11 protein-coding genes are annotated in these 12,727 nt (G+C 65.1%); 8 read left to right on the top strand and 3 right to left on the bottom strand.

The annotated features are described in order from the left end of the window. Nucleotides 1-40 precede the first annotated feature (40 nt). From AB3X99_RS16930 to AB3X99_RS16900, 7 genes are all read left to right on the top strand, one after another. A complete protein-coding gene (locus AB3X99_RS16930; RefSeq protein WP_368617596.1) occupies nt 41-1,444 on the top strand; it encodes a GH1 family beta-glucosidase in 1,404 nt (467 codons plus the stop codon). A 244-nt stretch (nt 1,445-1,688) separates the two neighbouring features. Further along, nucleotides 1,689-2,927 (top strand): ABC transporter substrate-binding protein, encoded by a 1,239-nt coding sequence (locus tag AB3X99_RS16925; protein ID WP_368617595.1) that lies wholly within the window; start codon nt 1,689-1,691, stop codon nt 2,925-2,927. Between the two features lie 8 nt (nt 2,928-2,935). Then, entirely contained in the window at nt 2,936-3,880 is a 945-nt protein-coding gene (locus AB3X99_RS16920) for a carbohydrate ABC transporter permease (RefSeq protein WP_368617594.1), read from the top strand. After that, nucleotides 3,877-4,806, top strand: coding sequence for a carbohydrate ABC transporter permease (locus AB3X99_RS16915; protein WP_069265708.1), 930 nt, complete (start codon nt 3,877-3,879; stop codon nt 4,804-4,806). Before AB3X99_RS16920 ends, AB3X99_RS16915 begins: the two co-directional genes overlap by 4 nt. A 9-nt stretch (nt 4,807-4,815) precedes the next feature. Beyond that, nucleotides 4,816-5,913, top strand: coding sequence for an ABC transporter ATP-binding protein (locus tag AB3X99_RS16910; RefSeq protein ID WP_342945771.1), 1,098 nt, complete (start codon nt 4,816-4,818; stop codon nt 5,911-5,913). A gap of 35 nt (nt 5,914-5,948) precedes the next feature. After that, on the top strand, nt 5,949-6,956 hold the full coding sequence (locus tag AB3X99_RS16905; RefSeq protein ID WP_176732901.1) for a substrate-binding domain-containing protein: 1,008 nt from the start codon (nt 5,949-5,951) through the stop codon (nt 6,954-6,956). Nucleotides 6,957-7,072: 116 nt separating this feature from the next. Then, entirely contained in the window at nt 7,073-7,843 is a 771-nt protein-coding gene (locus AB3X99_RS16900) for an IclR family transcriptional regulator (protein WP_368606777.1), read from the top strand. 74 nt (nt 7,844-7,917) lie between these two features. Here the strand turns inward: AB3X99_RS16900 and AB3X99_RS16895 are convergent, their stop codons facing one another. Genes AB3X99_RS16895 through AB3X99_RS16885 form a run of 3 tightly spaced genes read right to left on the bottom strand, consistent with a single transcriptional unit; the run spans nt 7,918 to nt 11,423 of the window. Further along, nucleotides 7,918-8,760, bottom strand: coding sequence for a citryl-CoA lyase (locus AB3X99_RS16895; protein WP_368617593.1), 843 nt, complete (start codon nt 8,758-8,760; stop codon nt 7,918-7,920). Between the two features lie 2 nt (nt 8,761-8,762). Next, on the bottom strand, nt 8,763-9,959 hold the full coding sequence (locus tag AB3X99_RS16890; RefSeq protein ID WP_368606775.1) for a CaiB/BaiF CoA transferase family protein: 1,197 nt from the start codon (nt 9,957-9,959) through the stop codon (nt 8,763-8,765). A 24-nt stretch (nt 9,960-9,983) separates the two neighbouring features. Next, a complete protein-coding gene (locus AB3X99_RS16885; protein ID WP_368617592.1) occupies nt 9,984-11,423 on the bottom strand; it encodes an MFS transporter in 1,440 nt (479 codons plus the stop codon). 224 nt (nt 11,424-11,647) lie between these two features. Between AB3X99_RS16885 and AB3X99_RS16880 the strand changes: the two genes are divergently transcribed. Then, on the top strand, nt 11,648-12,520 hold the full coding sequence (locus AB3X99_RS16880) for a DUF2092 domain-containing protein (RefSeq protein WP_368617591.1): 873 nt from the start codon (nt 11,648-11,650) through the stop codon (nt 12,518-12,520). Nucleotides 12,521-12,727 lie beyond the last annotated feature (207 nt).

Raw genomic sequence — 12,727 nt, 5'->3', positions numbered from 1 at the left:
GGCTACCCAGAACGCCGGTGACTTCCGCGCAGGAGGCTTCGTGACTCAGGACACCGCATTGCCGCATTCCGCCGCCGCAGTTGCCGACGATCCGTTCACTCCGCCCGCCAGCTCCGCACTGTGGCGCAGCGACTTCCTCCTGGGCGCGGCCACGGCTTCGTATCAGATCGAAGGCGCCATTCACGAGGACGGGCGCATCCCCTCGATCTGGGACACGTTCAGCGCCACGCCGGGCAAGGTGCTCGCGGGCGACACGGGCGCCGTGGCCTGCGACCACTATCACCGTTGGGAGTCCGATCTCGATTTGCTCGAGAGCCTTAACTTCGAGGCCTATCGCTTTTCGATCGCGTGGCCGCGCGTCATGGACGAGGCGGGCCGGCCCAATGCCAAAGGCATCGCCTTCTACAAGCGCTTGCTGGAGCGCCTGAGGGAGAAGGGCGTGCGCACCTTCGCCACGCTCTACCACTGGGACCTGCCGCAGCATCTGGAAGATCGCGGCGGCTGGCTCAATCGCGACACCGCATACCGCTTCGCCGACTACGCCGACCTCATGAGCCGCGAACTGTCCGGCCTCGTCGACGCATGGATGACGCTCAACGAGCCGTGGTGCTCGGCGTACCTCGGCTACGGCAACGGCCATCACGCGCCGGGCCTCGCGAACGGCCGCTATGCGACCCAGGCGATGCATCATCTGCTGCTCGGCCACGGCCTCGCTACCGGCGTGCTGCGCGCGAACGATCCGGGCTCGACCAAGGGCATCGTGGCGAACGTGGGACGCGGCACGCCCGATTCCTCGTCGCCGGAAGATGTGCTCGCCGCACGCCGCTTCGAAGTGCAGCACAACGCGTGGATTCTCGATCCGCTGCTCAAGGGCGCGTACCCCGAAGAACTCTTCGAGCTGTGGCCGGGCACCGAGCCGCTCGTGCTCGAAGGCGACATGAAGACGATCTCTGCGCCGCTCGATTTCCTCGGCATCAACTACTATTTCCGCACCAACGTGAAGAGCGACGGCGCGCACGGCTTCGTCGAAGTGCCGCTGAAGGACGTCGAGCGCACGCAGATGGGGTGGGAGGTTCACCCCGACGGTCTGCGCGACCTGCTGATCGGTTTCGGTCGCACCTACGAGAACCTGCCGCCGATCTATATCACCGAGAACGGCATGGCTTCGGACGACCGCGTGAGCGAAGGCGAGGTCAACGATACGCAACGCATCTCGTTCCTCAAGCGCCATCTCGCCGCGGTGGACGCCGCGATCAAGGCGGGCGTGGACGTGCGCGGCTATTTCGTCTGGTCGCTGCTCGACAACTTCGAATGGGCGTTTGGCTATGAGCGGCGCTTTGGCGTCGTGCATGTCGATTACGACACGCAGGTTCGCACGCCCAAGCGCAGTGCGCAACTCATTGCGCGTTTCATCGCGCAGCGGCGCGCGCTCGACGGCGCTTGATGGCACGTCAAGGGCGCTTGACAGGGTTACCGAGCAAGGGCAACAACTAGCGTGACAACCACGGCAGGGCATGCGACGCTCGGGCATGCCGTACGACGCGCCGTGGCCGACGAAATTTCCAACCCAAAAGCTTTTGCAGACCAACCCGGAGCAACCGGAGCCCTGCATGGGCCCGACGCCGGTGCCGAAAGCACTGACGCCAGGCGACAGCTGAAGCGCCAGCTCCGGATCGACAGGAGACGCAATGAAGCACAACGCACCCGTTCTGCGCGGCATCGTGGCCGCTCTCGCGCTGGCCGGCGCGCTCGCGGCCCACGCCGCGGAGCCGCTGAAGGCCAACGTGATTCACTGGTGGACGTCGGGCGGCGAGTCGGCCGCGATCAAGCAGTTCGCGCTTGCCTACGATCAGGCGGGTGGAAAGTGGGTGGACAACGCGATCGCCGGCGGGGACCAGGCGCGCGCAACGGCAATCAACCGCATCGTGGGCGGCGATCCGCCCACCGCTGCGCAGTTCAATACGTCCAGGCAGTTTCATGATCTCATCGACCAGGGACTCCTGAACAATGTCGATGCGGTCGCAACGAAGGAGAACTGGAGCGCCAGCTTCCCTGAATCGATTCTCACGGCGATCAAGGTCAAAGGGCACTACTATGCCGCGCCCGTGAACATCCACATGCAGGACTGGTTCTTCTATTCCAAGCCCGCGTTCGCCAAGGCCGGGATCAAGGGCGAACCGCAGAATTTCGACGAACTCTTCGCCGATCTCGACAAGCTCAAGTCGGCTGGGGTGATTCCGCTCGCGCTGGGTGGGCAGGCATGGCAGGAGAAGATCACCTTCGACGCCATCTTCGCCGACATGGACCGCGATCTCTACATGAAGGTGTACCGCGACCGCGACGCGAACGCCGTGAATTCGCCCGCGTTCCGCAACGTGCTCACGACCTTCAAGCGGCTGCATAATTACGTGGATCCGGGCTCGCCTGGCCGCAACTGGAACGACGCCACGGCGCTCGTGATTTCCGGCAAGGCGGGCATGCAGATCATGGGCGACTGGGCCAAGGGCGAGTTTTCTGCCGCGAACCAGGTGGCGGGCAAGGACTTCGGATGCTTCCCCGGTTTCCCGAAGTCGCCGTACATGATCGCCGGCGACGTGTTCGTGTTCCCGAAGACCGACAATCCCGAGCAGGTCAAGGCGCAGCAACTGCTCGCCACGGTGATGACGTCGCCTGCCGCACAGGTCGCGTTCAACCAGAAGAAGGGCTCGATTCCGATTCGCCCCGACGTGGACACCTCGGGCTTCGACATCTGCGCGAAGGAGGGCATGACGATCATGAAGGACAAGTCGCGGCAACTGCCGAATCCGGAAATGCTGATTCCGCCTGATGTCCAGGGCGCGCTGCAGGACGTCATCACGAACTTCTGGAACAAGAACCAGTCGTCCGAAGACGCGCAGAAAGCCTTTGCCACGGCAATCCAGAGCTGAGCGCAACCATGTACGCCGCCAAGCTGCACCCGGCCAAACGCCAAGCGGGGCAAGTGCGCAGCGCGCGCCCCGCGCGGCGGCGGCTCTCGCTTGCCGCCTGGATCGCGCTCGCGCCGATGGCGGCGACGGTCCTGTTCGCGTATCTCGGCACCATGCTGTGGACGGCGCGCGTCTCGCTCAGCCTCTCGCGCTCGCTGCCCACCAACACCTTCGCGGGCGTGACGCAGTACGTGCGGCTCTTCGAGAACGACCGCTGGATCCTGTCGCTGCAGAATCTCGTGATCTACGGCCTGTGCTTCATCGCGGCGTGCCTCGTGATCGGGCTACTGCTCGCGATCTTCATCGACCAGCGCGTCGTGGCGGAAGGCGCGCTGCGCACGGTGTTTCTCTATCCCTATGCGATGTCGTTCGTCGCAACGGGCCTCGTCTGGCAGTGGATCCTCAACCCCGAACTCGGCGTGCAGGCCGTGCTGCGGCACATGGGATTCGAGCACGCGCGCTTCGACTGGATCGTCACGCAGCGCTTCGCGATCTACACGCTCGTGATCGCCACCGTGTGGCAGGCCTCGGGTCTCGTGATGGCGCTGATGCTCGCGGGGCTGCGCGGCATCGACGACGAAATATGGAAGGCCGCGCGCCTCGACGGCATTCCGCGCTGGCGCGTGTACGCGAGCATCGTCGTGCCGATGCTCAAGACCTCGCTTTCCACGGCATTCGTGCTGCTCTTCGTGATGGTCGTGAAGCTCTACGACGCCGTGGTCGCGATGACCCAGGGCGGCCCCGGCACCGCGAGCGAGGTGCCGGCGAAATTCATCATGGATTACCTGTTCAATCGCGCGAACATCGGGCTCGCCTCGGCAGCGTCGATCGTGCTGCTCGCTACGGTCCTCGCGATTCTTGCGCCATTCTTCTACGCGCGCAGCCGCGCGGCGCTCAAAGGAGACCGGGCATGAGCACGCCTTTGGCCGATTCGCTGCGTCCCGCGCCCGCTTCCGCGCGTGCGGCGCAAAAGCGGCGCAAGCCGCGCAGCCGCTTCACGCCCGCGCGGCTCGGCGTCTATGCGTTTCTGTTCACGGCGGCGCTGTTCTTCCTGCTGCCGCTCTATGTGATGCTGGTGACTTCGGTCAAGCCGATGACCGAGATCCGCCTCGGTCATCTGCTCGCACTGCCGGTGCAGTGGACGCTCGCGCCGTGGCGCGACGCGTGGTCCTCCGCGTGCACGGGGCTCGACTGCAGCGGCATTCGCGTGGGCTTCTGGAATTCGGTGCGCATCGTCGTGCCGAGCACGGTCATCTCCATTGCCGTGGGCGCCGTGAACGGTTACGCGCTGTCGTTCTGGCGGCCGCGCGGCGCGGGCGTGCTGTTCGGCATTCTGCTCGCGGGCGCGTTCATTCCCGTGCAGGTGATGGTGTACCCGCTCGTGCGCGTGCTGGCCTTCGTGCATCTGTTCAGTTCGCTGCCGGGCATCGTCCTGATACACACGATCTTCGGCATGCCGGTCATGACGCTCCTGTTCCGCAACTACTATGCGTCGTTGCCACAGGAGCTGTTCAAGGCCGCGCGCATCGACGGCGGCGGGTTCTGGCGCATCTTCATGCAGCTCATGCTGCCGATGTCGGTGCCGATCATTGTCGTGGCGATCATCATGCAGGTCACCGGCATCTGGAACGACTACATTCTCGGCCTCGTGTTCGCGGGCACGAGAAACCTGCCGATGACGGTGCAGCTGAACAACATCATCAACACGACGACCGGCGAGCGTATCTATAACGTCAACATGGCCGCGACGATCCTCACGTCGGCCGTGCCGCTCGCGATCTACTTCATTTCGGGGCGCTGGTTCGTGCGCGGCATCGCCTCGGGCGCGGTGAAAGGCTAGGAGCAGGGCATGGGCAATCTCACGAACGTTTCCGTACGCAACCTGCGCATCGACCTCGGCGCGAACACGGTGATCGACGAACTCGATCTCGATGTGCGCGCAGGCGAGTTCGTCGTGTTGCTCGGGCCTTCGGGCTGTGGCAAATCCACCTTGCTGCACAGCATCGCGGGCCTCGTCGACGTGACCGACGGCAGCATCGAGATCGGCGGCGAGGACATGACATGGGCCGACCCGAAGGATCGGGGCGTGGCGCTCGTGTTCCAGTCGTACGCGCTCTATCCGACCATGAACGTGGAGCGCAATCTCTCGTTCGCACTGCGTATCAATGGCACGCCGAAGGCGGAGATCGACCGCCGCGTGAAGCGCGCCGCCGACATGCTGCAGCTCGGGCCACTGCTTTCGCGCAAACCCGCGCAGCTCTCGGGCGGCCAGCGCCAGCGTGTGGCGATCGGGCGCGCACTCGTACGCGAGGCGGACGTGTTCCTGTTCGACGAGCCGCTCTCGAATCTCGACGCCAAGCTGCGCACCGAATTGCGCCGCGAACTCAAGCAGTTGCATCAGCAACTCGGCGCGACGATGATCTACGTGACGCACGACCAGGTCGAGGCGATGACGCTCGCCACGCGCATGGCGGTGATGAAGGGCGGGGCGATCCAGCAGTTCGGCACACCGGCCGAAGTCTACGCGCGCCCAGAGAACCTGTTCGTCGCGACCTTCCTCGGCGCGCCGCCGATGAATCTGCTGCGTGGCAGGCTCGAAGCCGACGAAGGCCGGCTGCGCTTTCGCGGGTCAGGCCTCGACGTGGATGTGTCGGCTTACGCGTTCAAGGGCACGCCGGATCCGACACGCCCCTGCGTGCTCGGCGTGCGCCCGGAAGACGTGCGTGCAGGCGGTGCAGTGCGCCCGCACGAGGCGTCGTGGGAAGGCCACTTGACGCTCGTGGAGCCCATGGGCAATCATCGTGTCCTGTGGATCGAGCATCAGGGGGGGCAGATCGCGTCGATCGATCAGGACAAGACGCCGCTGGCGAGTGGGGCGGCGGTGCCGTTCTCCATCGACGGTGCGCATGTTTCGCTATTCGACGAAGAAACCGGCGCACGCATTTGATGCACACAACCGATAAAGACAGAGAGGCCAGGAACGTGGCGACCCTGAAAGACGTGGCGGCGTTGGCCGGCGTGGGCCTTTCGACAGCTTCGCGGGCGATATCGGGCAACGGCCCGGTGTCGGCAGAAGCAGCCGCGCGCGTGCAGGCTGCGATCGAACAGCTCAATTTCCGGCCTTCGTCCATCGGGCGGGCGATGGCCACGAAGTCGCTCGGCATCATCGGTATCTTCGTACCGACGTTTTTCGGCTCGTACTACGGCACTATCCTGAAGGAAACCGACACGCAGCTGCGCGCCGTGCGGCGTCATGTGGTGGTAGCCACCGGTTGCGGTGAAGCCTCGCCGCGCGAGCAAGCCATCGAGGCCGTGCGCTTCCTCATCGGCCGCGATTGCGACGGCGTCGTGGTCATCAGCCACGATCTGTACGACGACGACCTGCAGATGCTGCACGCCATGCACCCGCGCATGGCCTTCCTGAACCGCTCATTCGATCAGTTACCCGAAGCATCGTTTTGCGCCGATCACTTTCACGGCGGCGAGATGGCAGCCCGCACGCTCATCGAGCACGGCCATCGCGAGCTTGCGGTGATCGGCGGCCCGTCAACGTCCTCGGACAATGCGGCGCGTCTGCATGGTTTTTTCGCCGAGCTGGCGCGTCACGGCATCGAGCGCAGAACCGTGCCGCATATCGTCTCGGACTTCTCGCCCGAGGGCGGCTATGTGGCGGCCGGGACGCTCCTCGAACGCAAACATCGCTTCACCGGGCTTTTCTGCGCGAACGACACGATGGCCATGAGTGCGCTCGCGCGCTTGCAGCAGGCAGGGTTGCGCGTGCCCCACGACGTTTCGGTGATCGGCTACGACGACGATTATTCGGCGGCCTACATGGCGCCTGCGCTGACCTCGGTGCACATTCCCACCGCGGAGCTCACGCGCAATGCGGTGCGCTGGCTCATCAACCAGTGCTACGGCACGCAGTGGCCGATCGAGCGCACGTTTCCCGTAAGCGTGACGCTGCGCGATTCGGTGGCGCGGGCGAAGTAACGCGCGCGTCCCGTGCAACGAGCAGCAGCGCTGGAGTCGAAGGTGAGGGGGGCGCACCCGGGAGACGGCAAGTCGCGTAAAATCGGACGCATTCCCAATCCCCACGTTTTCCATTCATGCCCGCGCAAGACCCGGCTGGTACGGTCAAGAAAGAAGAAGGCGTCGCTGTCATCGACCGCGCGTGTGCCATCCTGTTTGCGTTTCGCCCCGGAGACGGCGCGCTCACGCTCGCCGAACTCGCAGCGCGCACGGGCCTCTATAAAAGCACGTTGCTGCGGCTGGCCGGTGCGCTGATTCAGCATCGCCTGCTGCTGCGCCTCGACGACGGCCGCTACCAGCTCGGCCCCGCCACGTTCGCGCTGGGCGCGCTCTATCAGCGCGGTCTCAACATGGGCGACATTCTGCTGCCGCTCATGCGCGAACTGGCCGCGGCGAGCGGCGAGAGCGTTTCGTTCTACGTGCGTGACAACGCGGTGCGCGTGTGCCTGCATCGCGTCGATTCGCATCATGTGGTGCGTCACCATGTGCGCGAGGGCGACGTGCTGCCGCTCGAAAGCGGATCTGGCGGCCGCGCGCTGCTGGCATTCGGCGGCGAACCGGGCGAGCCGTTCGAGACCATTCGCCACGACTTCTACTGCATCTCGATCGGTGAGCGCGACCGCGAAACCGCCGGCGTGTCCATGCCCGTGTTCGGCGTTCACGACACCTTGCGTGGCGTGCTCACGCTCGCCGGGCCGAGTTCGCGTATCGACGCGGCGTTCGTCGAGCGTCATCTCGACGCGCTGTTCGAGTGCGCGATACGCGCTACCGACGCGCTCGGCGGCGACTCGCGCGCGCTGCGCGCCGCCCAACGTGCGCACGCCGCGCACGCACGTCAGGACGCCTGAAGCCACCCGCAGCTAGCGCAAACATTGCAGGCGCAAAGCACCGTTTGCACACGGTCGTTTTCACGGGGCGTTGATCAGGACTGCTCCAGATGTCGCTCCGGTGCGCCAGTATAGGCATACGGAATCTGACGCGGCATGGGCCCCTTGTTACGCTCGCCGCGCCCGCGCTGCTCCCACGCATGCGCGAGGATGCCAACCGCGCGCGAGAGGCAGAACACGCCGCGCGCCAGTTCGGGCGCAAAGCCCAGTTCGGCGTAGATAACGGCCGTTACGCCGTCGATGTTCATCGGCACGGGGCGGTCCTTGCGCTTTTTCAGCAACGCTTCGATGCCGCGCGCAATCGCGGCGTAGCGGCCCTTGATGGTGCCCGACGCCACACGTGCGTCGACGAGCGCGAGCAACCGTCTGGCGCGCGGATCGACCGGATGGAAGCGATGGCCGAAGCCCGGGAGATACTTGCCGTGAGCGGAGATGAACTCGTCGACGCCGGCTTCGACCGCGGCTTCGAATGGGGCGCCTGCCACGATGCGCGCGGCGATGTCGGCATAGAGTTCGACCGCCTGCTGGCCGGCGCCGCCGTGCACGTCGTCGAGTGCGTTGAGCGCCGAGGCCATTGCGCCGTTGATCGGCAAGCCGCAGCTCGTGGCCATGCGCGAGATCGCGATCGAAGGCGCGTGTGGTCCGTGATCGACCGAGGCTACGAGCGCCGCTTCGAGCAGCGTGGCCTCTTCGTCGCCGGGCAGTTCGCCGCGCAGCATCAGCCAGATCATCTGCGGGAAACTCACGCTGCCGATCAGCTCCTGGATCGGATAGCCGCGCACCTTGATGGAGCCCGGATGGATGTCGATGATCGAGGTGCTCCAGTAGTCGGCGCATAGGGCGGCGAGATCGGGCGTGGCTGTATTCGTCGTCGGCATGGTCAGATCACTCCGTCATCGTGGAGAGCTTCGATTTGGGCGGCTTCGTAACCGAGTTGTGCGAGCGTTTCGCGCGTGTGGGCGCCAAGAACCGGCGCGGGCGTGGCGGGCGCGGCGTCGGCATCGGCGAGCCGCAGGCCCGCGCGCGTCACGCGCTGCGCGGCTTCGCCTTGTGCCGGTTCGAACTCGCGTATGAAGCGCCGTTCGGCCAGATGCGGATGCGCGAGGATTTCGGGCACCGAGAGCACGCGGCCCACGGGCACGCCGCGCTCGAGCAGGCGCGTTTCCCAGTTGGCCGCGCTGTCTGGGGCGAGCGCGGTTTCGATCTCGGCCTTGAGCGCTTCGCGATGCTGCTTGCGCGAATGGCGCGCGGAGAAGCGCGCGTCGCGCGGCAGGTCCGGGCGGCCGATCACCTCGCACAGGCTTTCGAACTGGCGCGTTTCGTTTGCCGCAATATTGAGCAGCCCCGCGCCCGTGCGGAAGGTGCCCGACGGCGCGGCCGTGAAATTCTCGTTGCCCATCGGCGCGGGCTCGACGCCGGCGTTCAGGTAGTTCGACACGACCCAGCCCATGCTCGCGAGCGTGGCTTCGAGCATCGAAACGTCGAGGCGCCGCCCGCGGCCGCTCGTTCGCGCGTCGACGAGCGCCGCGCAAATGCCGAATGCGGCGGTGAGGCCGCCCACGGTATCGGAGACGGGATAGCCTACGCGCAGCGGCGCGCTGTGCGCGTCGCCCGTCACGCTCATCACGCCGGACATGCCCTGAATGATCTGGTCGTAGGCCGGGCGGCGCGACAGCTCGCCTTCATCGCCGAAACCGGAAATCGCACAGTAGACCAGCGCCGGATTCACTTTGGATAACTGATCGTAGCCGAGTTCGAGGCGGTCCATCACGCCGGGCCGGAAGTTTTCGACGAGCACGTCGGCGTGGCGTACCAGATCGAGCAAAATGGCCTTGCCGCGCGGGTCTTTCAGGTTCAGCGTGATCGAGCGCTTGCCCGCATTCACGGCCACGAACGACGCGCCCATATTGCGCGCCGCGGCGTCCTTGTCGGCCCCGAGGCGGCGCGCCAGGTCGCCGCCTTCAGGATGCTCGACCTTGGTGACTTCGGCGCCGAAGAGCGCGAGTTGATAGGCGCAGAAGGGACCCGCGAGCACATTCGACAGATCCAGGACGCGCACGCCGGCTAACGGGAGCATGGTTACCGCCTCGTATTGGAAAAATTAGTGGGAGATGTCGTCGAGCGCGCGATTCTTCGTGCGCGGCCCGAAGATGCCAATGGCCGCCATCACCACGATCATCGCGCCGGTAATCAGCGCGAAAACGCCTGGCACCCCGAAGTGGCGCAACGCGAACGCGATCATGAAGCCCGAGAACATCGCGGAAAGACGCGACATCGAATAGACAAAGCCAACAGCGGTGGCGCGCATGCGCGTGGGGAAGAGCTCGACCTGGTACGCGTGGTAGCCGACCGAGAGGAGGGTACCGCCCAGCGTAATGAGCACACCGAGGAACATGAGCATGCCGGCCGAGGTTTGCATGGCGAACAGCGTGCCGCAGACGGCGATGGCGAGCGCGGAGAGTACGACGAGCGTCTTGCGCTCGATGCGGTCGGCAATCGCCATGCCGAGCAGCGGCCCGAACGGATTCGACGCCGCGATCACGAACGAGTAGAGCAGGCTGTGCGTGACCGTGACGCCCTTGGAAACGAGCAGCGTCGGCACCCACGAGGCGAAGCCGTAGAAGCCGATGGCCTGAAACAGATTGAAGACGAGCAGCGTGATCGTGCGGCGGCGGTAAGGCGGCTGCCAGATCTCGGCGAAACGCGCCTTGGCAAGTGTTTGCGCGCTGGCAGGTTCCACGACAGGCGCAGGCAGCGAGCGACCGTGCTGCGCCTCGATCTTCGCTTCGAGCCTCGCGAGAATGCGTGCAGCTTCCTCGGTGCGGCCGCGCTGCGCGAGCCAGCGCGCGCTCTCGGGCACGCGACGGCGGATCGCCCAGGCGATGAGCGCGCCGAACGCGCCGAACATCACGACCCAGCGCCAGCCGTCGAAGCCGAGCGGCGCGCGCGGCACGAACCACCACGCAAGCAACGCAACGGCCGGCACTGCCGTGTACTGCACCAGATGCACGAACGCGAACGCGCGGCCGCGCATGTGCTTGGGCACGAGTTCGCTCACGTAGGTGTCGATGGTGACGAGTTCGACGCCCACGCCAATGCCCGCGATGAGGCGCCACAGGTTGATGCCGGGCGCGCCCGTCTGCAGCGCCATGATGCATGTCGCCACCGAATACCAGAGCAACGATGCGGTGAACAGCGTGCGGCGGCCATAGCGGTCGGCGAGACCTGTCAAGCAGAACGTGCCGATGAAGAGCCCCGCGAACGACGCCGCGACGAAGGCGCCGAGACCCGAGAAGCCGAAGAACGAAGCCGTGGTGGTCGAGTAGAGACCGCTTTTCACGAGGCCCGGCCCGACATAGGCCGTGAAGAACAGATCGTAGAACTCGAACCAGCCGCCCAGCGAAAGCAGGAGCACGAGCGTCCAGATGGCGCGGGTGGCCGGCAGGCGGTCAATGCGCGCGTTGATCTCGGCCGCACTGACGGGCGCGGCGGCAGGGTCCCGGAGCGACGCGCGTGTCGCTCCGATTGGCAAGCTGGACATCGGAATCTCCTGAACGCTTCGTTTGCGTGTCTGTCCGTTCTGTCTGACAGAACGTCGTTCTAAAAATATGGGTCGATGATACTGCGAGGCGGTGGGCCAACCGACCAGGGCTTTTACTGAGTCGTGCATGCAGGGAGAGGCGACGTGTGCCTCACAGCGGTCCACTGGGCATGCCGTGTGCTCCAAGCCCGTCGTTTTATACGGATGCTCAGTCAGGAGACGTCTTGAAGAAGAAAGTCTTTTCCGGGGTTCCTGCCGAGTTCGCCTTGTCGCTCTGCGCCGCTATTGCGCTCTCCGGCTGTGCGCATCCGGAGAGCGGGGGCTACACGCAGGCGCAATCGAATGTTCCATCGCCGCTCACCGATCTCGATAACGGCGAGGGAACCGCCGCCGCGAACACGCCGCAGGCAGCCGTCGATGCGCAGGCGCTCGACGCGCTCAATGCCATGGGCGCTTATCCGCGCACGTTGCGCAAGTTCGAGGTCAACGCGGACACGTCGACCGACGTCGTGCTCGACAACGGCCAGAACGCCGCGTTGCTGCGCCATACGGTGCTCGAGGTCAAGCGGCCCGACCGGCTGCGCGCCGAAATCACGGGCAACGGCAACTTGCGCGGGCTGGTCTATGACGGACGCGAATTCATGACCTTCAATGAAAAGAGGGGCTTTTACACGCGCAATGACGCGCCACCGACGCTCGATGGCCTCGTACGTGAACTCGCGAACACCTGGCGTATCGAGGCGCCGCTCGCGGAGCTTTTCTATTGGGGCAACGGCAAGGACGACAACGCGGCGATCACGGCGGCGCAGGTGCTCGGCGTCGAAATGGTCGATGCGCGCCGGTGCACGCATTACGCGTTTCAGCAGCGTGGCGCCGACTGGGAAATGTGGATCGAGCAGGGACGGCGACCGCTGCCGTGCCATCTGGTCGTGACCGACACGACCCAGCCTTCGAGGCCGCGTCATGAAGTGACGTACCACTGGAATCTGGCGCCGTCGTTCGTCGCATCGACATTCGCGTTGCATGCGAAACCCGGTGCGAAGCGAATCGAACTGGAGCCGGCTGCCGTGCGGCCTTCGTTCGAGGAGGCTCAATGACAGAGCGGCGCAAGCTTGGCAGGTGGCGCCGCCCGTGGATTTTTTCTATTTAACATAAGATAAATTATCGCAGTTTTATATTGTACGGGCTAAGTTGTAGTGTCCGCTTTTAGCCAAGTTCAGATGTCCGCTTTTTGGACGATCGTAAGCTAACAGATCGCTGGGAATCCAGTGTTTGGGAGCTTTAATGGCGGCAACAGAACGGAT

It is taken from the genome of Paraburkholderia sp. BR10882, assembly GCF_040948855.1.
Classification (GTDB): domain Bacteria; phylum Pseudomonadota; class Gammaproteobacteria; order Burkholderiales; family Burkholderiaceae; genus Paraburkholderia; species Paraburkholderia nodosa_A.
Note: the sequence above shows the minus strand (reverse complement) of the source record. Positions and strands in the feature narration are given on the sequence as shown.